General features: G+C 60.4%; 22 protein-coding genes. 10 read left to right on the top strand and 12 right to left on the bottom strand.

Annotated elements, in window-relative coordinates:
• Window position 1 precedes the first annotated feature (1 nt).
• From WDZ78_RS21025 to WDZ78_RS21005, 5 genes are read left to right on the top strand one after another with little or no spacing between them, the layout of a single operon-like run.
• Window positions 2-865 carry an IclR family transcriptional regulator gene (locus WDZ78_RS21025; RefSeq protein WP_425674129.1) on the top strand — a complete coding sequence of 288 codons (864 nt, stop codon included), beginning with the start codon at window positions 2-4 and terminating at the stop codon, window positions 863-865.
• Window positions 862-2,031, top strand: a complete 1,170-nt coding sequence (locus tag WDZ78_RS21020) for an acetyl-CoA acetyltransferase (RefSeq protein WP_425674128.1) — start codon at window positions 862-864, stop codon at window positions 2,029-2,031. Before WDZ78_RS21025 ends, WDZ78_RS21020 begins: the two co-directional genes overlap by 4 nt.
• On the top strand, window positions 2,028-3,668 hold the full coding sequence (locus WDZ78_RS21015) for an acyl-CoA synthetase (RefSeq protein WP_425674126.1): 1,641 nt from the start codon (window positions 2,028-2,030) through the stop codon (window positions 3,666-3,668). Before WDZ78_RS21020 ends, WDZ78_RS21015 begins: the two co-directional genes overlap by 4 nt.
• A 31-nt stretch (window positions 3,669-3,699) precedes the next feature.
• Entirely contained in the window at window positions 3,700-4,479 is a 780-nt protein-coding gene (locus WDZ78_RS21010) for an SDR family NAD(P)-dependent oxidoreductase (RefSeq protein WP_425674125.1), read from the top strand.
• Entirely contained in the window at window positions 4,476-5,369 is an 894-nt protein-coding gene (locus tag WDZ78_RS21005; protein WP_425674124.1) for a DUF296 domain-containing protein, read from the top strand. Before WDZ78_RS21010 ends, WDZ78_RS21005 begins: the two co-directional genes overlap by 4 nt.
• 38 nt (window positions 5,370-5,407) lie before the next feature.
• Here WDZ78_RS21005 and WDZ78_RS21000 read toward each other — a convergent pair whose 3' ends face one another.
• Window positions 5,408-5,815: a PPC domain-containing DNA-binding protein gene (locus WDZ78_RS21000; protein ID WP_026372390.1), complete on the bottom strand. Its 408-nt coding sequence runs from the start codon at window positions 5,813-5,815 to the stop codon at window positions 5,408-5,410.
• On the bottom strand, window positions 5,802-6,368 hold the full coding sequence (locus WDZ78_RS20995) for a hypothetical protein (protein ID WP_026372391.1): 567 nt from the start codon (window positions 6,366-6,368) through the stop codon (window positions 5,802-5,804). Before WDZ78_RS20995 ends, WDZ78_RS21000 begins: the two co-directional genes overlap by 14 nt.
• 160 nt (window positions 6,369-6,528) lie before the next feature.
• On the opposite strand from WDZ78_RS20995, the gene WDZ78_RS20990 reads away from it, so the two are divergent.
• Both WDZ78_RS20990 and WDZ78_RS20985 read left to right on the top strand, forming a co-directional pair.
• Window positions 6,529-7,047 (top strand): Lrp/AsnC family transcriptional regulator, encoded by a 519-nt coding sequence (locus WDZ78_RS20990; RefSeq protein WP_026372392.1) that lies wholly within the window; start codon window positions 6,529-6,531, stop codon window positions 7,045-7,047.
• A gap of 487 nt (window positions 7,048-7,534) precedes the next feature.
• The gene (locus tag WDZ78_RS20985) at window positions 7,535-9,091 is read left to right on the top strand and encodes an FAD-dependent monooxygenase (protein ID WP_425674123.1); all 1,557 of its coding nucleotides are present in this window, start codon (window positions 7,535-7,537) and stop codon (window positions 9,089-9,091) included.
• Between the two features lie 15 nt (window positions 9,092-9,106).
• On the opposite strand, the gene WDZ78_RS20980 is transcribed toward WDZ78_RS20985, so the two are convergent.
• Window positions 9,107-9,925 (bottom strand): helix-turn-helix transcriptional regulator, encoded by an 819-nt coding sequence (locus tag WDZ78_RS20980; RefSeq protein ID WP_425674122.1) that lies wholly within the window; start codon window positions 9,923-9,925, stop codon window positions 9,107-9,109.
• Between the two features lie 106 nt (window positions 9,926-10,031).
• Here WDZ78_RS20980 and WDZ78_RS20975 point away from each other — a divergent pair, with 106 nt between their 5' ends.
• A complete protein-coding gene (locus tag WDZ78_RS20975) occupies window positions 10,032-10,916 on the top strand; it encodes an SDR family oxidoreductase (RefSeq protein WP_425674120.1) in 885 nt (294 codons plus the stop codon).
• Between the two features lie 284 nt (window positions 10,917-11,200).
• Here WDZ78_RS20975 and WDZ78_RS20970 read toward each other — a convergent pair whose 3' ends face one another.
• On the bottom strand, window positions 11,201-12,523 hold the full coding sequence (locus WDZ78_RS20970) for a solute carrier family 23 protein (RefSeq protein WP_425674119.1): 1,323 nt from the start codon (window positions 12,521-12,523) through the stop codon (window positions 11,201-11,203).
• Window positions 12,524-12,774: 251 nt separating this feature from the next.
• A complete protein-coding gene (gene ampC / locus WDZ78_RS20965) occupies window positions 12,775-13,932 on the bottom strand; it encodes a class C beta-lactamase (RefSeq protein ID WP_425674118.1) in 1,158 nt (385 codons plus the stop codon).
• Between the two features lie 133 nt (window positions 13,933-14,065).
• Between ampC and WDZ78_RS20960 the strand changes: the two genes are divergently transcribed.
• A complete protein-coding gene (locus WDZ78_RS20960; RefSeq protein ID WP_425674117.1) occupies window positions 14,066-14,947 on the top strand; it encodes a LysR substrate-binding domain-containing protein in 882 nt (293 codons plus the stop codon).
• Window positions 14,948-14,950: 3 nt separating this feature from the next.
• Here WDZ78_RS20960 and chrA read toward each other — a convergent pair whose 3' ends face one another.
• The 6 genes from chrA to WDZ78_RS20930 all read right to left on the bottom strand — a co-directional run bounded on the left by chrA (window position 14,951) and on the right by WDZ78_RS20930 (window position 21,311).
• Window positions 14,951-16,180, bottom strand: a complete 1,230-nt coding sequence (gene chrA, locus WDZ78_RS20955) for a chromate efflux transporter (RefSeq protein WP_425674116.1) — start codon at window positions 16,178-16,180, stop codon at window positions 14,951-14,953.
• Window positions 16,181-16,345: 165 nt separating this feature from the next.
• The gene (locus tag WDZ78_RS20950) at window positions 16,346-16,828 is read right to left on the bottom strand and encodes a hypothetical protein (protein ID WP_026372401.1); all 483 of its coding nucleotides are present in this window, start codon (window positions 16,826-16,828) and stop codon (window positions 16,346-16,348) included.
• A gap of 139 nt (window positions 16,829-16,967) precedes the next feature.
• A complete protein-coding gene (locus tag WDZ78_RS20945; protein WP_026372402.1) occupies window positions 16,968-17,510 on the bottom strand; it encodes a hypothetical protein in 543 nt (180 codons plus the stop codon).
• Between the two features lie 218 nt (window positions 17,511-17,728).
• Entirely contained in the window at window positions 17,729-19,597 is a 1,869-nt protein-coding gene (locus tag WDZ78_RS20940) for a hypothetical protein (RefSeq protein WP_026372403.1), read from the bottom strand.
• A gap of 51 nt (window positions 19,598-19,648) precedes the next feature.
• Window positions 19,649-20,551 (bottom strand): hypothetical protein, encoded by a 903-nt coding sequence (locus WDZ78_RS20935; RefSeq protein WP_026372404.1) that lies wholly within the window; start codon window positions 20,549-20,551, stop codon window positions 19,649-19,651.
• Window positions 20,552-21,143: 592 nt separating this feature from the next.
• On the bottom strand, window positions 21,144-21,311 hold the full coding sequence (locus WDZ78_RS20930; RefSeq protein WP_425674114.1) for a hypothetical protein: 168 nt from the start codon (window positions 21,309-21,311) through the stop codon (window positions 21,144-21,146).
• A 78-nt stretch (window positions 21,312-21,389) separates the two neighbouring features.
• Here WDZ78_RS20930 and WDZ78_RS20925 point away from each other — a divergent pair, with 78 nt between their 5' ends.
• A complete protein-coding gene (locus WDZ78_RS20925) occupies window positions 21,390-22,016 on the top strand; it encodes a hypothetical protein (RefSeq protein WP_425674112.1) in 627 nt (208 codons plus the stop codon).
• Here the strand turns inward: WDZ78_RS20925 and WDZ78_RS20920 are convergent.
• On the bottom strand, window positions 21,908-22,711 hold the full coding sequence (locus WDZ78_RS20920) for an aspartate/glutamate racemase family protein (RefSeq protein ID WP_425674111.1): 804 nt from the start codon (window positions 22,709-22,711) through the stop codon (window positions 21,908-21,910). The genes WDZ78_RS20925 and WDZ78_RS20920 overlap by 109 nt on opposite strands.
• Window positions 22,712-22,719 lie beyond the last annotated feature (8 nt).

Below are 22,719 nucleotides of genomic sequence, written 5' to 3'. Positions count from 1 at the left end.
GATGGCAGCAACAACAACGATCCCGGTAGAAAAAGATCTGACGGGCGCGCGCGCGGTGGACCGGGCTCTGGCGCTGCTCTCCATGGTCGGGAGGCACGCGGAACGCGGTGTGGCGCTTTCGGTCATCGTGACAGAAAGCGGACTGAACAAGCCCACGGCCCGCCGCCTGCTGCTGGCTCTGATCCGCGCCGGCCTTGTGGAGCAGGATGAGGAAACGCGGCGTTACTACCTCGGCGAAGAAACCTATGTGCTGGGCAGCCTGTCATCGCGCCGGTTTGGCCTTCTTCAAATGGCGCAGGACGGCCTGACGCGCATTTCCCGCCGCTCGGAGGATTCGAGCTTCCTTTCCGTGCGCCGTGATACATTTTCCCTGTGCCTTTACCGCGAAGAAGGCACCTGGCCGGTGCGCACCCATGCGCTTCAGGCCGGTTTCGAACACCCCTTGGGTATTGGCGCGGGTTCGCTCGCCATGCTGGCGGCGCTGCCGGACGCCGAGGTGGAAAGTATCATTGCGGCCAATAGCGGGCTGATTTCCGCCAATTATCCCGGCATCACGCTTGAGGGCCTGCGCCGTGATGTCGAGTTGACGAGAGCCAATGGCTATTCGCTAAATCCCGGCCTGATCCTTTCTAATTCCTGGGGTATTGGCGTTGCCATCCGCGCGCCTGATGGCGCTGTGGCGGGAGCGCTGAGCATTGCCGCTGTGGACAGCCGCATGCGGCCGGAGCGCCAGCCGGAACTGGCAGCGCTGCTGCGCGAGGAAGTAACCCGCATCGAGACACGCATCGCAGAAATGATGGCCAGCCGCGCCCGCACGCGCGGTGAAGGCGACACGAAACGGCAAACGAGGAGAACGAGCAAATGAGCAAAGCACAGATCGTCGGCTGGGCGCATTCGCCTTTCGGCAAGTCGGCCCTTGAAAATACCGAGCAACTGATGGCTTCGGTCGTGGCGCCGGCCATAGACCATGCGGGCGTCGATGTCAGTGATATCGACGGCATTTTCGTCGGCGTGATGAACAATGGCTTCTCGAAACAGGATTTTCAGGGCGCCCTGGTAGCGATGGGCGATGAGCGCCTCGCCTATACGCCGGCGGTGCGTTTCGAAAATGCCTGCTCAACAGGATCGGCCGCCCTCTATAGCGCCATGGACTTCATCGAAGCCGGGCGCGGCCGCATCGCACTCGTTGTCGGCGCCGAAAAAATGACGGCGCTGCCGACCGCAGAGGTGGGCGAAATCCTGCTCTCCGCCTGTTACCGTGCGGAGGAGGCCAATATTCCCGGCGGGTTTGCCGGCCAGTTCGGCCGCATCGCACAGGCATATTTTCAACGTTATGGAGACCGCTCGGAAGAGCTGGCGATGATTGCTGCAAAGAACCACGCCAATGGCGCGGTCAATCCCTATGCACATATGCGCAAGGATTTCGGCTTCGATTTCTGCAATACGGTTTCGGACAAGAACCCCTACGTCGCAGGCCCGCTGCGCCGCACCGACTGCTCGCTGATTTCTGATGGCGCTGCCGCGATCATTTTGGCCGACGAGGAAACGGCAGCCACACTCAACCGCGCCATCGGCTTCCGGGGCCGCAAGCATGTCAACGACATCATGGCATTGAGCCGTCGCGATCCGTTGGCTTTCGAAGGCGCGCGCCGCGCCTGGGCCGGCTCGCTGGAACTTGCCGGCGCAACGCTCGACGACCTCTCTTTCGTTGAAACGCACGACTGCTTCACCATTGCCGAACTTATCGAATATGAGGCCATGGGGCTTGCGAAGCCCGGTGAAGGCTATCGCGTTGTCCAGGATGGAACGGCGCTGAAGACCGGACGCCTGCCAATCAACCCATCGGGTGGATTGAAATCGAAAGGTCATCCCGTCGGGGCGACCGGCGTTTCCATGCATGTCATGGCGGCGATGCAATTGATGGGCGAGGCAGGCGACATGCAAATTCCCAAGGCCTCCCTGGCTGGCGTGTTCAACATGGGGGGCACGGCGGTTGCCAATTACGTCTCGATCATGGAGCGTGTGAAATGACGATGCAAAGTGCCGTGCAGCATCCCGCGGGCGGGGTTGCGCCCTCCACCACGCGGGTGATGAACCTCTCGCATTTCCTGACGCAGGCGGCACGCCGCAACCCGGACCATATCGGTTTCGTCTGGGGTGAAAAGACTTGGAGCTGGGCTCAAATGGAAGCCCGCGTCGACGCAATGGCCCATGCGCTGGAGACTGAATTCAACGTCCGAAAGGGGGACCGCATTCTGGTGCAGTCCTCCAACAACAACCAGATGTTCGAATCCATGTTCGCATGCTTCCGCGTGGGTGCGGTGTGGGTGCCGACCAATTACCGTCAATCGCCCGATGAAGTTGCCTATCTGGCGAAGGCCAGCGGCGCACGCGGCATGATTTGCGCCAGTGCTTTTCCCGATCATGCAAAAGCCAGCCATGAGGCAAGCACTATCGATTTCAGCATCGCCATCGGTACGGCTGAGTTCGGTGAGGATTACGATGCCATCGTGGCCCGTCATATGGGGCACAAAGTCAAAAGCCAGGCAGTGGATCGGGATGACCCGTGTTGGTTCTTCTTCACCTCGGGCACCACCGGCCGGCCCAAGGCTGCAGTGCTTACCCATGGCCAGATGGCGTTCGTCATCACCAACCATCTCTGCGATCTGATGCCCGGCACCGGACCGGACGACGCCTCCATCGTCGTTGCCCCGCTTTCACACGGTGCGGGCATTCACCAGCTGGTGCAGGTGGCGCATGGCGCGAAAACCGTGCTTCCGGCGGCGGAAAAGCTCGATGTGCCCGCCGTCTGGGCGCTGATCGAAAAATGGCGCATCACCAACGCCTTCACTGTACCGACCATCCTTAAAATGCTCGTCGAAGACCCCTCTTTGGATCGTTTCGATCACTCCTCGCTGCGCTATGTCATCTATGCCGGCGCGCCGATGTATCGCGCGGACCAGAAACGGGCGCTTGCAAAGCTCGGCCCGGTGCTGGTGCAATATTTCGGCCTGGGTGAAGTCACCGGTAACATCACCGTGCTGCCGCCTTCTTTTCATAACGCCGAGGACGGTCCGGAAACGCGCATCGGCACCTGCGGCTTCGACCGCACCGCCATGGAAGTGCAGATCCAGAACGATGCTGGCGAGGAGGTTGGCGCAGGCGAAACCGGCGAAATTTGTGTAATCGGTCCCGCCGTTTTCGCCGGCTACTACGATAATCCCGAGGCAAATGCCAAAGCCTTCCGCAATGGCTGGTTCCGCACGGGCGACCTTGGTCATCGCGATGAGAACGGCTTCCTCTACATCACCGGGCGCGCCTCCGACATGTATATTTCCGGCGGCTCGAACATCTATCCGCGCGAAATCGAGGAAAAGATCCTCATGCATCCTGACATCAGCGAGACTGCGGTTCTGGGTGTGCCGGACGCGGTGTGGGGCGAGGTCGGTGTGGCCGTGTGCGTGGCCCGCGAGGGCGCGGATATCGCCGCCATCGATCTGAAGGCCTATCTGGAAGGCAAGATGGCCCGCTACAAGCTGCCGAAATCAGTGGTGTTCTGGGATGCCATGCCGAAATCCGCCTACGGCAAGATCACCAAGAAAATGATCCGCGAGGAACTGGAGAAACGCGGTCAGATGCCGGCTTTCGAAGAAAAGCGGACAGGCTGACAGGCGTGACATTCAATCGGGAGGAGACGGTATGACACAAGAGAAAACAGGGACAAAAGGGGCCGTCGCGATCACGGGTGGTGCATCCGGCATCGGTTTCTCCACTGCGCAGCTCCTGATGGCGCGCGGCTGGCAGCCATGGTTGCTGGATCTCAAGCGCGAGGCGCTGGATATAGCCTGCGAAAAGCTCGGTATCGATCTCTCGCGGGGCATCGTCTGCAACGTTGCGGACGAGGCATCGATAGAGACGGCTTTCGCCGCCCTGACGGCTAACGGTGCCGATCATGCGGTTGATCTGGTCGCCGTCGTCAACAGCGCCGGCATCGGTATCGACAAGCTGTCCGTCGACACAAGCGTCGAAGAATTTCGCCGTATCGTTGATGTCAATCTCGTCGGCAGCTTCGCGGTAGCGCGCACTGCCGCACGTTACTGGCTGGAGCGCGATATTGCCGGCTCGATCGTGAATATCAGCTCTGTTTCCGGCATGTGTGGAAATCGTGGCCGCAGCGCCTATGGCGCTTCGAAAGGCGGCGTCAATCTTCTGACGATGGTAATGGCAAACGAGCTGGGTCAATCAGGCATTCGTGTCAACGCAATTGCTCCCGGTCCGGTCGACACCCCCCTCACCCAGGCGGTTCATACTGAAAATGTTCGCGACCAATGGCATAGCCGCGTTCCGATGCATCGCTATGGCAGGACGGACGAGATCGCCTCTGCCGTGGCTTTCCTCGTGTCAGAGGACGCAAGCTACATCAACGGACAGGTGCTCGCCGTGGATGGCGGCTTCATTACCGCCGGGCTTGCGGTATGACGGAGACAGGCGCGCAAGAGCTCCCCCGTCGCATCGTCCATCCCGGACCGACAACGCCCGAGCGCTTTCGCGTGATCGGCTGCCACGCGCATCCGGTCACGCTGACGGTGAGGCCCGGCGTGTGCGTTAACGAAGCGATTGCCGATGCCTTTGCGGAGCAGGGTTTCGATGGCGGTTATGTCCGGCTGAAAAATGTGCCGATGAAGCATTTGCACTACGTCATGCCCGCGGCCGCCCCCGATGACAGCCATGCCGCTTGGTACAGTGAAACCTTCTCCATGCCTGATGGCACCATCATCGACGCCGGCCTGCATATGGGCCGGCGGGATGGGGAGCCGTTTCTGCACTGCCATGGTTCTTGGAAAAGTGCCGACGGCGTTGTCTCCATGGGGCATCTGCTGCCCTTCGAGGCCGAATTTGCCGGGGAAACGCCGCTTGAGGCGCTGGCGCTGGATGGCGCAATCCTCGATGTGCAAAAGGATGAGGAAACCAATTTCCCCCTCTTCACCCCTATTCCGCAACCGCGCAGCCGAACAGGTTCAGGCCTGCGGGCGTTGTTATGTACGGTGCGGCCAAATACCGATATCTGCACCGCCCTTGAAGCGGCCTCTACCCAGTTCGGTCTTCGGGAGGCCGAGGTCAACGGCATCGGCAGCCTGATCGGTGCGGACTACGAAGACGGAACAAGTCTCACCGCCTATGCCAGCGAAATCCTCATCCGCAATGGCCGCATCGGCCCTTCCGCCGCGGGCGGCGAACAGGCGATGTTGGATATTGCGATGGTCGATCTCACCAAGCATATCAGCGGCGGGCGGCTGGTGCGCGGCAAAAACCCGGTCTGCGTCACTTTCGAGCTGCTTCTGACCGAAAAACAAGGGCGCGCCGCATGAGTTGCGCTGCGCAACTCAACGGCCCGCCTTACTACAACTCACGCCGCCTGCGGCTTTTCCGCAGGCAACCACTCTTCCAGCGTCACTTCAAACGTCATGCAAACCGGGTTGGCGCCGGCGATGAAGGGTCCGCCATAAACCGAACCTTCGGTATCGGCCACGACACCGGTCAACGCGGCACGCAGCGAGCCATCGGGCTGGGCGCGCACCTCACCGGCGATGGAGACGATTTCAACGGCGGGACCGCTTATCTGCAAGAATGCGCCGCTGCGCGTGCCAAGGCACGCATCGACCAGACTCCCCAGCGCACCGCGCACGAAGGCATTTCGAAAACCTTCGGCCAGACACAGTTTTTCGACACCGAGAACGAGGTCTTCATTGGGTGCGATGCGGGCATAGGCCACACGCCCCATGGAGCCGGTCTCGACAGTGTTATGCGTGTTCATCGGCGCGCTCCGTACGGTTCCTTGGTTGAAGAAGGGGAATATTGGTTTCAGGGTCGAAGGACTGCTGCAGCACGAAACTGTCGAGTGAGGTCACCAGCGCGGAAACGCCGTTTTCGCCGACAATACAGGATTCAGTCAGCAAATGGCCGCCTTTGACCACACCCGCCGCCGTGCGCATGGCGGCATGGCAATGGACGATCGGCTCTCCCTTCATGCTGCGCCCAAGCGTGGCATTGCCGAAGACAAGCCAGGCAGCACCGGCGTCGATGGGCTTGGTATAGGCAATGACCGCCCTGCCGGAAGGGTCGGGCGGGGCCACGCAATAGGACAATATGTCAAAATAGCCGCCGAGAATGGTGAGCGAGGCATTCTCAATGCCGTTTTCGAAGAGCGGCCGCACGATGCCGTCGTAAAGGCTACGCCCCGGCGCGATGAACAGCCGCACATGGCGCGCAGATGGCGAGCGAAGGCTGTTGATGCGCACCGGCGCAGAAATGCCGGGATGGATGAGCGTTCTCGGCCTTGGAAAATGTTGCTGCTCTATCGGTGCCACGCCTGCTCCTCCTGCTGCCTGTACCTTGCAGTACGGTACTCAAAGATCAGCCGAAGGTGCTTTCGAATGACACCACCAAACGGCGCGTCGGAAAACACTTCTTTCGCAGGCTGCCGCCGCGACGGCAGATTTTTTTGCAACGTATTTTGGGGAGGCCGGCATGACGAAGCCGCTGGACAGAATTGACCGCAAAATATTGCGCACCCTGCTGGAGAACGGCAGGTTGAGCAATTCGGAGCTTTCGGAAAAGGTGGGGCTTTCGCCCAGCCCCTGCTGGCAGCGCGTCAAGCGGCTGGAAGACGAAGGGGTCATTCGCGGCTACACCGCCATTCTCGATCAGGCCAAGCTCGGACTGACGGAAACCGTCATCATCGAGGTGATGCTGGAGCGCCACGACGACGAGGTTCTGGAGCGTTTCGGGGAAGCGATGGCCGCTCTTCCGGAGGTGTTGGAAGCCTATCTGACAACAGGTGAATATGATTATCTCATCAAGGTGGCGGTGGCGGGAACCGCAGGTTACGAACAGTTTCTGCGGCGGAAACTCTATAAGATAGAGGGCGTGCGCCACTCCCGATCCTGTTTCGCGCTCAAATGTCTCAAACACACATTATCAGTCGTACCCGATCCCGAACCTCCTTTAATCGAAGCGACGGGCATTGGCCGCGTGCCGGCAAGATAGCGGAATGCATACCCATTCCTTTGCCGGGTCTGCGGATGCCTGTCCCAAATGTACGATCAAAGTTCTCACAGATCAGGTTAACGGCGCGATCATCCAGCATGAGGTCTATGCTGACGCCGGGATGCTCATCCAATCGACCTCCCGGCATCCGGCCGACGGCTCTGACGATCATTGCACCAGCACACGCGACGGCCGCCGAAACGGGCAGGTCATGACATATAGCACCGTCCCGACATTGCCGAGAGCTTCAAACGACTACGCCATCCGTTGCATACCGCCAGTCATTGCGCTATTTTGGCCCCGTCGGAAAAGGCAGACTTGGTTTGGTAAGCCCAAGTCCTTCTGGTAACGGAAGCTCTGGTCTTTGGCCTCTGGTCGGAGATCCCCGCGACGAACGAAGGATGCATTGCGCATCCATCTGTTCGTCCGTGTGGGTCTCAGGTTGGAGAAACGCTCCGGTCGAACATCGACTTAAAGGAGCCCGACCATGCGCACACCCCCTGTTTATTTTCATGACGTCCTGATCGCCGGCGCTGGCCCGGTTGGCCTGTTTCTCGCCTGTGAGTTAAGGCAGGCCGGTTGCTCGGTGCTGGTTCTCGAAGCATCGCCATATCCGGATTCACCCCTGAAGCGGCCTCCTTTCGGCCTGCGTGGCCTGACGGCGCCGACGATCGAGAGCCTTGATCGGCGTGGTCTGCTAGAGGCGATCAAAGAGCGGGCGGCCGGCCGTGACACGCCAGGGACGGCGCATTGGATGAAAGACCAGCGGCGGCGGCCCGCCGGGCATTTCGCAGGCATCCAGTTTTTTCACGACCAGATCGACACGCAGCGCTGGCAATATCGCCTCGCCGGTTCGCCCAGCAACCTTGCCACCGACATGGCGAGTATAGAGACCGTTCTGGCGGCACGGGCCGAGGCTCTGGGCGTCGAGATACGGCGCGGTTTCGCCGTGGAAGGTTTCGAGCAATCCGAGGAGGATATCACCGTTCAGGCGGGCGGCGCGGTGTTTCGGGGCCGCTGGCTTGTCGGCGCCGATGGCGCTCGCAGCCTGGTGCGCAAGGTGGCGGGGGTCGCTTTTGCCGGCACCGAACCCGAATTCACCGGCTATTCAGCACAGGTCGAACTGGCCGATCCCGAGGCGCTGAAGCCCGGCCGCCATTATACCGCTGCTGGCATGTATATGTTCACGCCAACAGGCACGATCGCCATGGCCGATTTCGACGATGGCGCTTTTCACCGTTCCGCGCCGATCACGCGCGAACATGTCGAAGCCGTGCTGCGCAGGGTCTCGGGCACGGATGTTTCGGTAACAAGGCTTGATCTGGCCACGACATGGACCGACCGCGCCTTCATGGCGGCGGAGTATCGCCGCAAGCGCGTGCTGCTGGCGGGCGATGCCGCCCACATTCACTCGCCGCTGGGCGGCCAGGGGCTCAATCTCGGCCTCGGCGACGCGATGAACCTTGGCTGGAAGCTCGCTGCGGTCATCCGCGGCGACGCATCGGCAGACCTGCTCGACAGTTATGCCAGCGAGCGCCAACCCATAGCCTCGCAGGTTCTGGACTGGTCGCGTGCACAGGTGGCGCTGATGCGGCCCAGCCGAAGCTCGCGGGCGCTGGAAGGCGTCATCCGCGATCTCGCCGCCACGGGCGACGGCGCAACCTATTTCGCCGAGCGCGTCTGGGGCATCGGTATCCGTTACGATCTTGGCGCTCCTCACGCCCTTGTCGGCCGCAGTGCGCCGGATTTAACTCTCCTTGACGGCACACGGCTGAATGAGCACCTGCGGAGCTGCCGTGCGGTGCTGCTCGATTTCGATGCGCGTCCAATGCTCGGCGATGTCGCGGAACGCTGGTCTGATCGGCTAAACTACGTTGCGGTGGATGCCGAAAATCGAATGGACGTGAGCGCATTACTGATACGCCCCGATGGCATTGTCGCCTGGGCCTGTGAAGGCGCTCCTCGGGAAGCGGAACTTGAAGAGAGTATCGCTCGCTGGCTGGGCGTCTCGGTTCTGGAACCGGAGCGCCCAGACGGTGGATAGAACGGCGTGATGGAATCAACCGGATTTTGCGATCAGCGAGCGAAACCGCTCGCTCATCTCGGAATTGGCGGGATTATAGACCATCATGTTGAGATCCGAGCGTCCCTCCACCGCAAAGCTTGAAAACTCCAGTTCAATCGTTCCGAGAACCGGGTGGTGGAGGCGCTTGAGGCCCTCATGCATGCTTGTGACCTCGTTATCATCCCACATGGCCTTGAATTCGGGGCTGGCGGCCGAGAGCTCATCGACCAGTTGCTGGATGCCGGCCCCCGCGCCAGCGCGCGCCGCATCCGCCCGGAACGCGCCGACGACATAACGGGCGACATTGCGCCAGTCCTCCTGGGCGGTGCGCACCCGTTCATCGGAGAAGATCAGACGCAGGATGTTGCGGTTCTCCCTCGCCAGCTTGCTGTAATCCGTCAGGATGAGGGCGGCGGCGCGGTTCCATGCCAGAACATCCCATGTCGCCGTCCTGATGATGGCGGGGCTGAAGGGCATGGCGTCAAGCACGCCCAGCAGCCGGGGCGTTATGGTCTCGGGCTGACGGTAACGCTGCTCGGGCGGATGTCCGAAGGCCAGTATATGCAGGTGGTCGCGCTCGGGATCGGTCAGCATCAATCCTTTTGCGATACGATCCAGCACATCCGCCGAGGGCGAACCGCCGCGGCCCTGTTCCAGCCAGGTATACCAGGTCGGACTTATGTTGGCGCGCTGGGCGACCTCTTCCCGGCGCAGGCCCGGTGTGCGGCGGCGGCCGACGGGAAAACCGAACGTTGCGGGATCAAGCCGCATACGGCGATCCCGCAGAAAGGTGCTGAGTGCATTATCCGTCATTGCATTTCCCGCCGCAGCCTGTTGAGAATTATACCATGATAAAGTCACTACTTTAACAGGACAATTCTTCATGAGATCACCGCCCCCGTCAACGCGGGAGATTTATATGCGTGTTTTTCTGACAGGTGCCACCGGGTTCATCGGATCCCGTATTCTTCGTGAACTGCTGGCGAGCGGCCATGAGGTTATCGGCCTCACCCGCTCGGAGGCCGGCGCAAGAGCGCTGCAGGCCGCAGGCGCTTCCGCCCATATCGCCACGCTGGAAGATGCGGCGGGGCTTGCCGCGGGCGCGGAAACTGCCGATGCCGTCATCCATACGGCTTTCGATCATGATTTTGCGAATTTTGCCGCCAATTGCGAAAAGGATCGCCGGGTGATCGCGGCGCTGGGCTCCGTATTGGCCGGCTCCGAACGGCCGATGCTCATCACCTCAGGGGTCGGCATGGGTGATCCCGGCAATGGCGAACCCGCGCGGGAGGATGTCTTCGATACCCATCATTTCAACCCGCGCATCGCCTCCGAACTGGCGGGCCAGGAGCAATTGCAGGCGGGCGTCAATCTCGGTGTCATCCGGCTTCCGCAGGTGCATGACACGGTGAAGCAGGGCCTGATCTCGCCTTATATAGAGATGTCGCGCGACAAAGGCGTCGTCGCTTATGTCGAGGACGGCGGCAATCGCTGGTCGGCCGGTCATGTGGACGATGTGGCGAAGCTCTACGTGATGGCGCTCGTTCGGGGTGAGCGGGGTGTTCGATATAATGCCGCGGCGGAAGAAGGCGTTGTCGTGCGCGACATTGCCGGGATCGTTGCTGAGGGCCTTGGGCTGCCAGTTGTCTCGCTGCCGAAAGCGGAGGCTGCCGGCCATTTCGGCTGGTTTGCCCTGTTCGCCTCCATGGACCTCAGGGCCTCCAGCGCCCTGACACGGAAGAAGCTCGGCTGGGTGCCGAAAGGGCCCGGCCTGCTCGATGATCTCAGAGCCATGGACTACTAATTTGGCTGGCAGGCGTCCGTTGAGGCGGACGCCTGCCTCCAGCATCCAAGCGGCACCGTCCAGCTTTCGTAAAGTGCTGCAGGAACAAGGAAAACGATGAGGAACGAAAACACCATCAGCATGGGCGCCTGCGCACTGGACTCTCAAACACAGGCTCATGGACAGGCTCGGGCCCGACCGAGGTGCTTCCATGCATTCTGTGACGGGGCCTGCTCGATAGATCCCGGCAGCATCGGGAAACCCGATGCTGCCTATCCAGATGGCGGATGTTCAGGCGGCAGGCATCATTTGCCCGACGCGGGCCTGCCAAGGCCCAGCAGGTGGTAGAAGGCAATCGCCCCGATTGTTGCCGTGCCGATGCCGTCGAGCGTGAAGCCGGAGACATTGAGCTTGAAGTTGCCGGCGCCCAACACCAGCGCGATACCCACGGTGATGAGGTTGCGGGGTTCGGAAAAATCGACCTTGTTTTCAACCCATATCCGCCCGGCGGTCGCCGCGATCAGGCCGAAGACCACGACGGAAAGGCCGCCGATGACCGGCCCCGGTATGGTCTGAATGAGCGCACCGAATTTCGGCGAGAAGCCGAGGATGATGGCGACGAGCGCAGCCACGATGAAGACGAGCGTCGAGAAAATGCGGGTTATCGCCATGACGCCCATGTTTTCGGCATAGGTCGTCATGCCGGTTCCGCCGAAGGCGCCGGAGAACATCGTCGCAATGCCGTCACCGATAAAGGCGCGGCCGAGATAACGATCAAGGTTCTGCCCGGTCATCGCGCCTATCGCCTTGATATGTCCGAGATTTTCCGCCACGAGAATGACGACGACCGGCGCGATCAGGGCAATTGCGGATCCTGAAAACACCGGTGCGGTGAATGTCGGCAATCCGAACCACGGTGCAGCCGCCACACTTGAAAAGTCGACGGGCTTGCCGAAGCCGAAGCCGTTGGCGAGCACGAGATAGGCGAGATAGGCAATCGCGCCGCCGAGAAGAATGGGCAAACGGCGCGCCATGCCGGGCGCATAGACCGCAATCGCACCGACCGATGTGACAGTCAGGATCGCAATCCAGCGCGACAGCTGGTCGCCATCGGGGTTGCCGGGGCCGGAGCCGGAAGCGCTTGCGATCGCAATCGGGGCGAGAACGAGACCGATTGCCGCAACGATCGCCCCGGTCAGAACCGGCGGCATCAGCTTTTCGATCCAGTTATGGCCGGCGATCATGACGATGACGCCGATCAGCGCATAAAGCACACCGGCGGCGATGATGCCGCCGAGTGCGAGTGCGATATCAGGACTTGCCGCACCCGCGGCTGCGCCCGTTGCCACAAGCACCGGGCCGATGAAGGCAAAGGAGGAGCCGAGGTAGCTCGGCACGCGACCGCCAACGGCGATGAAGAAAATGAGCGTCGAGATGCCCGAAAACAGGATCGAGACATTCGGATCGAACCCCATGATCAGCGGGGCAAGGACCGTGGAACCGAACATCGCCACGACGTGCTGAAGACCGAGTACCGCTGTCTGCCCCGCAGGCAGCCGCTCATCGGGCAGGATGCGCCCTTCGGTTTTCAGTCGCCAGCGCGGAAAATAACCACCGGTTTCGCTCATGTCGTCTCCCCCTAGGAAACAGCCGGCACGCGCTTCCCGGGTTTTCCCGTTTCAGTCCGTAGCCGCGCAGAGATTTGCTTTTATGATTTGCGCGTGTAACCGAGATCGAATCGGCAGCCGGCGCATCTTTTCTCCGTTAGCGCGATTGCCTGCCTCTGTCATCGGCAACGGCGTGTTACCCACTGTTACGCATTCCGGCGCGGAAAAATCGGCTCCCGCGCCGGTAAAAAGCACCAGATCGACGGACGGTCTTATTGCGCTTTTTCAAGCGCCGTCATGATCTCATAGGCAGCGGAAACCCGCTCCTCGTTGGGATAGTTTTTATTAGCCAGAATGACGATGCCCAATTTCTGGCTGGGGATGAACGCCACATAGGCGCCGAAACCATTGGTGGAGCCGGTCTTGTTGATGAAGACATCCTGACGCGGCTTCATGGGCGGCGAGATTTCGGAGACCGGAATGGTCTTTAGCAGGGTACCGGAATTCAGCTCTCGCAGCGTCTTCAGCGGCGTTGGAAGGGCATATTGCTCCCAGACCATATCCTGCGTCATAGCGTCGACGCTGAAATATCCCGTATGGGTGTTGGTGAGCGCCTGCTGGATTTTTCCATCCAGCTTTTCCAGACCCATATTGGCGTTGACGAAGCGGATCATGTCCTGCGCTGTCGATCTGACGCCGTAGGCCTCGGATGAAAGAATGGCGGGCGTCATGCGGGCCGGCTCGCCGGTTCGCTTATAACCTTGTGCGTAGTCGGCCATCTTTGCCTTGGGCACTACGGTGAAGGTGTTCTTCAGACCGAGCGCGGGGAACAACGTGTCCTGCATGACGACATCAAAGCTCTGGCCCATGGCTTTTGCGGTAATGTATCCCAGCATTCCGATGCTGGGATTGGCGTAGGTTCGGTGCGTTCCAGGCTTGTAGGAGGGTTTCCAGGCCTTGAGATAGGCTAGCAACTGCCGTTCCGTCTTGATGTTGTCGGGCACCTGAATCGGAAAGCCGCCGGCAGTGTGGGTGCCGAGATGCATCAGCGTGACATCGCCGAAAGGCTTGCCCTTCATGGAGGGAAGATAGTCTTCAACCTTGCCGGAAAGCGACAGCTGGCCGTTTATCTCGGCATAGGTGCTGAGCGTGACGGTGAATGTCTTGGAGATGGAGCCGAGTTCGAACAGCGTCTGCGGGTTCACGGGCTCATTCGTGCTTTTGGACATGACGCCATAGGTGAAGATGTGGCTCTGACCATCAACACTGATACCAACGGCAAGACCGGGGATGCCGTTTTTCTCCATGACCGGCTTGATCGCGGCGTCCGTTATCGCTTTCAGCCTCGCCTCATCGGCGGCAAAGGCCTGCGTGAACAGGCTCGTCGAGAGCAGGGCAGCCAGTGCGATATGTCTGCGATTAAGTTTCATCTTTCGCGTTCTCCAAAACCTTGGGTGGATTTTCGGCTTGTTCGCCATCCCCAGCGAAAGACGTTTAGCCGCCCTACATTGCACGAACAAATCATGATATCTCGGAAGAGACACAAGAAAATCTAGGTCTCGAATGGTTCGGCAATTTCTTCCCCTGAACGGCCTGCGGGCCTTTGAAGCATCCGCCCGGCACCTGAGCTTCACCCGTGCGGCCATCGAACTGTGCGTGACGCAGGCGGCTGTGAGCCAGCAGGTGAAGGGTCTGGAAAAGCGGCTTGGCGTCTCGCTGTTTCAACGGCTTCCGCGCGGGCTGAAAATTACCGCCGAAGGTGAGGCCCTGCTGCCGACGGTGACCAGCTCCTTCGACCAGATGGCGACGACGCTCGACCGGATCGAGGCCGGACAGGTGCGCGAGCTGCTGTTTCTGGGTGTCGTGGGAACCTTTGCCGTGGGCTGGCTGCTGCCCCGGCTGAAGGCGTTTCAAAAGCGGCATCCCTTCATCGATGTGCGGGTTTCCACCAATAACAACCGCGTCGATATGGCGGCGGAAGGGCTGGATTTCGCCATTCGTTTCGGCCAGGGCTCCTGGCACGGCACGGATGCCTTTCGACTATTCGAGGCGCCTCTTTCCCCGCTTTGCACGCCGAAACTGGCGGAGATGCTGAAAACGCCCGCCGATCTGATGGAGGCGACGCTGCTGCGCAGCTACAGGGCCGATGAATGGAGTAACTGGTTTGCGGCCGCCGGCGTGACGCCCGCGGCGCAAGTGAATGCAGGCATTGTTTTCGACACGTCTCTTGGCATGATGGAAGCCGCCCTGCAGGGGCTCGGCGTGGCGCTAGCGCCGCCATCGATGTTTTCGCGGCATCTCGCATCCGGCGCGATCATCCAGCCTTTTCCGGTTACCATTTCGCTCGGAAGCTATTGGCTGACCCGGCTGCAATCGAAACCGCCCACAACCGCCATGCAGGCCTTTTCCGACTGGATGTTCGAGACCATGGGCGCTACGGGATGAGGCCTATATCAAGGCAAGCAGAACGCCGCCCGCCCCGCAGAGGACAACCACGGCCCATGGCGGCGTTTTCCAGATCGTCAACAGGATGAAGCCTGTCAGCGCCAGGGCGAAATCCTTCGGGGTGAAGATGGCGCTTGTCCAGACCGGATCATAAAGCGCTGCGCCGAGAATGCCGACGACGGCGGCATTTGCGCCACGCATGGCGGCCTGCGCCAGAAGGTGCTTGCGGAACCCTTCCCAGAAGGGCAGTGCGCCGACGAGCAGCAGCATGCCCGGAAGGAAGATCGCGACAAGGGCGATCGCCGCCCCAGCAGCACCGTTGGGCTGCGGCCCCACCACCGCACCAAGATAGGCGGCGAAGGTGAAGAGCGGACCGGGCACGGCCTGGGTTGCGCCATAACCCGCGATAAAGGCATCTTCCGTGACCCAGCCTGTGGCGACGACTTCCGATTGCAGCAGCGGCAGCACCACATGGCCGCCGCCGAAGACGAGCGCGCCGGCGCGATAAAAGGCGTCGAACAAAGAGAGACCCTGTGAAGCCGCCGCAGCAGCAAGCAGCGGCAGGAGACCGAGCAGCAGGGCGAAGGCGGCAAGCGCGATATATCCGACGCTTTTGGGTACACGGAAGGCGAGATGGGTGGCCTGCCCCGCGGCATCGGAACGACAGAAGACCAGCCCGGCAACGGCCCCAATGGCAAGCGCCAGAACCTGCCCGAAGGCGCCGGCGACAAACACCACGCAGACGATGCCGGCCAGCGCGATGCTGGCGCGTTCACGATCCGGCGCGAGGCTTTTCGCCATGCCCCAGACCGCCTGCGCGACGACAGCGACGGCGACAATTTTCAGCCCATGCAACAGGCCGGCGCCGACCGGCCCTTCGATGGAGGCGGCGACCATGGCGAAGAGAAGGAGGAGAATGGCGGATGGCAATGTGAATGCCGTCCAGGCCGCGAGCGCACCGAGCGGGCCTGCGCGCAGCAGCCCGAGCGCAAACCCCACCTGGCTGGAGGCTGGGCCGGGCAGAAACTGGCACAGCGCCACGAGATCGGCGTAACCGGTCTCATCGATCCATTTGCGCCGCACGACCAGCTCATCGCGAAAATAACCGAGATGGGCGATGGGACCGCCGAAAGAGGTGACGCCGAGTTTCAGGAAGGCCGCAAAAACCTCGCCGGGCGTGCCGCGTCTCTGGCTGCGCACCTCGGTCTCTATGGTTCGTGTTGACGATTTCACGAAAGAACTCCCTGCGTGCAACGGCTAGTCGTCAACACATATCGACCAAAAGGCGGTTTCGGTATCAGACACCATTATGACAGGGATATGAAGGGGCTGGCGGCAGGGACGCCGGAAAGTTGCGAGAACTTTCCGGCGTCGTCTGGCGATTATCCGACGATGGGCCTATCGCTCGGTCGGCAATAAATCGGAGAAGTGCGAAATCCAGCCATTTTCATCCGTACCACCGGAAAAACCCGTTGCCTCCCAGATGATGTGATGCCTGTTGCTGCCGTTGTGAATGGTTACCGCGGCGGCGATAGGGGTCGGCGACCGCCACGAAAAGTTTCGGTTGGGACCAGGCTCGAGATGGCTGAGGGATTCAAGCTGGACATCATCGAGGAACAGCACCGTACTCATCTGGGTCTCATAGAGGTTTTCCCATCGCGCCTGCGCCAGCGCATTTGCTGCCGCAACGAGAAGATTGCTCTCGCCGACGGGATCAGCCAGGGCCGCCAGACGCCATGCCGCGAAGATATTGGTGATATCCCCCGTGCTGAGCCCGAGGCTCGAGAGGAATTCGATCGTCTGCGCATTGCCGAAAGCATCATAACCCGCTTCACCAAAGGGCCGGATATGCTTGACCACGAAATTGCTGAGAATTGGCATGTGTGTCTCCTTTTTTGAACATGAGCCACCTGTTCCCGGGCGTTGACGTGCGGGATCGCGTGGCGGGATCTGGTGTTGATTGGGTGCCGGAATATCTCCGGCAGTCGATGGGAATGCAGTTGGCGGCCGGCGCTCCGGCCTAACCGAAGGTGATGGCGACGCGGGCCGGCATGCCCAAAAATTCCTGCAGTCCGAGGCGCGTTCTGGCGCCGCCCCGCCCGGCCGGCCATGGGTCGAGAATATGCAGTTCGAGATCCTTGCCGTTCACGGTGTAGCCGTAGACGAGGTAATAATGGTATTCGGTTCCGATCACGAAGACGCGGTTGTTATCAATCTCGCTCCTGACGATATCGGCGGTCAGACCGTTGACGAAATGGCCGCCGGTCGAGGTGTGATCGAAGGCGTTCCACTGGCTGGACACCAGCTTGACGATATTGCTGTTCGGATTTGCCCCGCCCAGTTCAAGGATGCCGGCGGATTGATCCAGAACCTGCGCCAGCTCCCAGCGTTCCTGAACCTGCGGATCGACGGTCGCGAGCGCTGCGGTATTGCGTCTCGCAATATCGTATTGCGTGGCCGCAGGAAGCCCGCGATAGGCCCGCACCATCTGCTCGACGGCGGCAAAGCACCAGGCGGGGGTGTCCTGAGGCACCAGAACGGGAGGGTTGTTGACTGTCGGCATGGTCTTCTCCTTTCTGAAAATGACGCGGCATGGGGCGCTTCGATGGCGGCCGGATGCCCGTCGTTGATTTGGTGAATGTCGAAGTTTCGGTGGCCGCCCTGCCGGCATATGCGCCGGCAGGACATTGCCCATGATCCATGCCAAGGGGGACGATTCCGGCTGAGACCATGGATGCGCTTCCTGCCGGGCCGGAAAGGGAACGGCAGGGTCTCAGGGGATCAGGCGGTCTTGCTCAGATCCTGACGATACGCCTGCAGCGACGCGATTTTTGCGTCCGCAGCGGCCTCGCGTTCGGCGACGATGGCCGAGAGCTTCTCCGAGGCTTCCGCCATATAGTTCGTCAGTGCGGGGCCTGTGATATATGAGCCTTGCAACCCGTTGAGCTTCGACCATCCGTGCGCAAAGCTGCGGTTGAATCTGTCACTGACGGTCACCACCGCGTGCCATTGGGCGGTCTGCCTGACGAAGAACTCGTCAACGGAGCGAACGAGCTGGGCGAAGCGGTTCCTGCGAATAGTCTCCTGCCCCGCGACATTTTCGATGCCGTCGATCTGATGCTGTGCATCGTCGGCTACGGCCTGCATGAAATCGGCGAAGCCTTTGAAGAAAAAGGCGATTTCCTCAATAATTTCCTTCATGCGTTTCAGCGCCGAAATGCTGACGTTAAGCGACTGGACCGCAAGCTTGATCTTGTCATCCTCGGCCTGTTTGCCCTTGAGCAGAGCGTTGATCTTTATGAGTTCGGCGGCCTGGTTCCGGCGTTCTTTCTCATAGGTTTCCACCTTGTCGATCATCTTCATTTGCATTTCACGCAGGCTCGCCGCCTGCTGCTGCTGCTCGTCGGTGAGCTTGCCAAGCCCCTTGTCGAGCGCGTCGAGCGAAGCCTGCAGGCTGGAAATCAGGGTTTGCTGACTTGCAATCTTCTCCTCCTGCGCTTTCAGTTCTGCAGCACGCGCGGTCAGTCGTTTATCGAGTTCGGCAAGCTCCACGGCCTTGCTCGATTTCGGATCGGCGCCGTCGGCCTCCTTCGCCAGCGCCGACCTGCTGTCCTCCAGCGATTTGATATCCGTCTTCAAGGTGTCGCGTTTTTCCTCGGCTTTGCGGAGTTCAGCCTTCTGCTCGGAAATCTTGCTCTGCGTTGCCGCCGCATCCGTCTTGCCGTCGCCGGTTGCGGGCGTGCGGCCGCCACCACCCTGCCCCTGTCCGTCAGCACCCTGCCCGCCTTTGGACTGCCCTGAGAGAGCACCGCCAACCGAGGACGCCAACATCGAAGCCGGTCCGCCCGCGACCATGGCGATGGCAGGAACGACGCCGGAAATCATCTGCGCGCCGACACGAACGATCGACATGACAAAAGCGCGCTGTTCGGCCGTATTCGCCCGCTGTTCGTATTCGCGGGCTTTCTTTTCAAATTCCGCAACCTGCGCCTTGAGATCGTTCACAAGTGATTCAAGCTGTTGGCGCCGCGCATCGGCCTCGTGGATTTCCCGCTCCATCACCGCCTTGTCTTCGAGACGCCTGCTCAAAGCCGTTTCGCTCATGCTGGTGGCTTGAGCCGTTTTCGCAATGATGGCGTCATATGTGTCGGCAAGATTAAGAAGATCGTTGCGCACCTCCAGTGCTCTATCGCGGATATTTTTCGCCAGTTTTATCAGGTCGTTGGAGACAAACGCCTTGATTTCGGCCTGATCATTTCCCTCCCTGATATCGAGCCAATCCGGGAAAAGATCGGCGATGGACGAACCGATGCGGGTGGCCGTCCCTATCGCGCCTCTCATGACTATTTCGCTCTTCTGCTGCGAATCAATCAATCCATCCATGATCGCAGTGATGCGCGCGCGAATTTTGTCCTCTTCCTGCGGTGTTGTGTTGTAGGCGATGTAAAGCAGGTCGATCGCATTGTCGGTGTCACGCTTGGCGCGCTCGACATCATAGGTTCCCTGGATTTTATCGACATAGGACCGGACAAGCGCCGTATCAGACTTGGGAAGGCTGAAATTCGGCTGCGAAACGATCGCATCGACGCCGGCGTCGATCGCGCTGTTGATTTGGGCGGTCCGGCTTTCAAACGTCACGACATTGTTCATTTTCCATGCTCCTGTTGATGGGTGGTTACGCACACTCATGGGGTTGATCGTTCACGATCCGCACTGCTTCTTCGCGTCGTCCGGCAGTCCGGCCTCGGTGGAGGAAATGAACTGCGGCACGTCTTTGGTCAGGCCGTCGATCTCGGCGGACAGCCGCGTAACCTGACGTATTTTCGCGTCGTCAGGATTGACCTCGCTCGCTTCCTTGAGAGCGCTGGTGAAGTTGCCGACCTGAATGTTGAAGTCCTGAACCTTGACGTTGATGGTGGAGATCGCCGCTTTGAGCCTGGTGATCTGCTCCTCCAGAGTTTTCACCGCCTTCTGGTTTTCCGCGTGGCTCTGCTGTGCCGCCGCAAGCTGGCGGCGATTGTTTTCGAGCTGGTTGCGAACGCCTTCAAGAGCCGCCCGGGCATTGTCCAGACGTGGCTGCGCGATGCGGTATTCCCTCTCCGCATCCTTCATCCAGCCCAGCGCCTTCACCGCGGCGTCACCGATCTGGCAAATTCCCGGCAGGAAGAAGAGGACGCCGCTGCATATTTTTACTCTCTTGGCCTGCTCGTCCATTTCCCTGCGGGCTTTTTCGAAGGTGGCCTGACGCGCCCTGACGTTCTCGCTCTCGGACTGAACCAGCTCCTCATAGCCCTTCACGCTGGTTTCGGACTGCACCACCTGCCGCTCCAGCTCGATCTGCAGGTACATGGCCTGCCCCAGCGCCTTCTCGCGGTCGGCGCTGAGCTGCTGTTGCGCCGTCAGATGTTCCATCAGGCACACGGATCGGCGGCCGAGCAGTTCGCGGCTAGCTTCCGCCTGTTCCAGTTTCGACTGGAAAGCCGCCGTCTGCTCGGCGGTGAGGGTTGCCGCGTTCGCAAGGGCCGGCTGGCCCATGGACGGGATATCGAATTGCATCGCGATGGCCGCAAGGCCAACAAAAGCAACATGTTTAAGTTGAATCATTTCAACCTCCTCTGAATAATCGGGGATGAATAAAAGGCATGACGGGCTCCACGCGCCGCCCGGCATCGCTGCCGACCGCGCCCGAGACATGGCAGTAACATTCGGGTGTCATGTGGTTTCGGATGCATCTTTCGCGATGTCGTCAATGCCTAAAAAGCAACCATCAAAGATTGTATTCACGGCAAATGGACGAAAGATTTCGCATCCACGGCTTCATTAAATTATGCAATAAAAACAGTAGATAACTTCATTTTCAGCGTCACCCTCGCAAACCGTCTCAAAAGGGAACACATTTTAACGCGCCCCTTAACATTCAATTTATGAGAGTATTTTTTAATACCGCGCAACAGAGCCTCGGGGGAGTGCAACAAAATGCACGCATCTTCCGGAGCGGAACCTTTCGGCTGTCACCCCTGCCCCAAGCGGCCGTCGTCAGCGAACAGAACTCACGCTTTCGAATTCGCCATAAAGTAGTGAATAGAAAAAACATGGGAGAAAGGTATCCGGAAAAGCAGGCGCTCCAGCTTCAAAGACGCACCCCAAAAGGGACTTCGTCCGGCCTCAGCCGGACGTGCTTCGAGAGAGGCTGGACTTACTTGCGAACCGCATCCTGAACGATGCCGCCTTTGATGATGCTGTCACCTCTCTTTGCACCCACATATCGGCCGTCTTCAAACAGGAGCAGCGCCTCGTCCGCGCGTTTGGAGACTTCGGCGCGTTCGCCACCGTCATGTGCGCCATCGGCCTCGGATCTGGTCATGGCGGGCAATTTACGCTGGCGGCGGTTCAGGCAGTTGTCGTGCCACCCGGCTGGGCATCCAGCCGCAGGACACGCGCATTGATCGACTGGCTGGAACTGGAAAATACCGCGCAGCGGCACCCGCCAGGCGGGGATAACCGCGAGCGGCCATGGCGCCTGAGCGGCTGGCTCATTACGGCAATCGAGACGCTCGCCACGGCCTATCTCACCGCGGCTTCTCCATGGGAAATCTCCCCGGCAATGGAGACACCCGGCGAAAAGGCTGTCGGAACAGACGCCGTTATCGACGGTGTGAGCTGGTCACTGCGGCACGCGCAGGATTTGTCTTTTGTTTCGGAGGAGATGCGGATGTTCCTTGGGCATGCGCCCGGTTTCCCCATCCTGTTGGACTTGTTATTGGCCGCGAAAACAGAGGCGTGCGATGCGACGGGTTGCGTGTTCTCCCGCAAGGCGGCCGCCCGTGCGTACGGGATCAGCCGCGCTCACGTCACGGCCATGCTTGCCAGGGCCGAGCGGTTCAACATGCTGAAGAGAAACGGATCAAGAATAGTTCTAAGCGATCCGGCATTGCAGAGCGTCCAGCGCGATCTGGCCTATCAGCTCGCCTTCGTCGTTTTATGGGCGGAGGCCGTGAGAACGTCTGCGCCGTCTGCCGATGCCCCGGAGAGCCTGTCCGGCCTAAATGCCTCCAGCAATCCGCGATAGGGCTTGGTGAGCGGCGTGGCATAAGCGCCGCGCTTGGCGGTTGATAACCCCATGGACACCAGCGATTCCGCCTGTTTGACGGCCGCTGCAACGCCATCGACAACCGGCACGCCGAATTCATTGCGCAATTCGGCGGCAAGGTCGGCCATGCCGGCGCAACCGAGCACGATCGCCTCCGCCCTGTCCTCTTTCAGGGCCAGCGAGATTTCCGCGCGCAGCCTTTCACGAGCGTTCGAGGCGGGATCTTCCAGCGACAGGACAGGTATATCGGCGGCGCGCACGTTGCAGCGGGCGGACATGCCATAACGATGGACCAGATGTTCCAGAGGCAGCCGTGAGCGTTCCATCGTCGTGACGATGGTGAATTTCTGCGCGATGAAGGCGGTGGCCGAGACCGCCGCCTCGCAGATGCCGATAACGGGAATATCGGCCAGAGCACGGGCCGCATCGAGCCCGGTATCGTCGAAACAGGCGATGACTGCCGCGTCGGCTCCGAGCGCCGGGGCCTTTGCCAGTTCCAGCAGGAGGCCGGGCACGGCGAAAACCTCGTCGTAATAACCTTCGATGGAGACGGGACCCATGGACGAGGTAACGGCCAGTATCTCCGTATCGCGGCCGGCTATCCGCGTCGCGGCGTCGGCGATGGTCGCGGTCATGGAGTGCGTGGTGTTGGGATTGATGACGAGAATGCGCATTTTACGTT

Origin of the sequence: Agrobacterium sp. M50-1 (assembly GCF_049843495.1) — a bacterium.
Classification (GTDB): domain Bacteria; phylum Pseudomonadota; class Alphaproteobacteria; order Rhizobiales; family Rhizobiaceae; genus Agrobacterium; species Agrobacterium radiobacter.
This window is presented reverse-complemented; position numbering and strand designations above follow the sequence as displayed.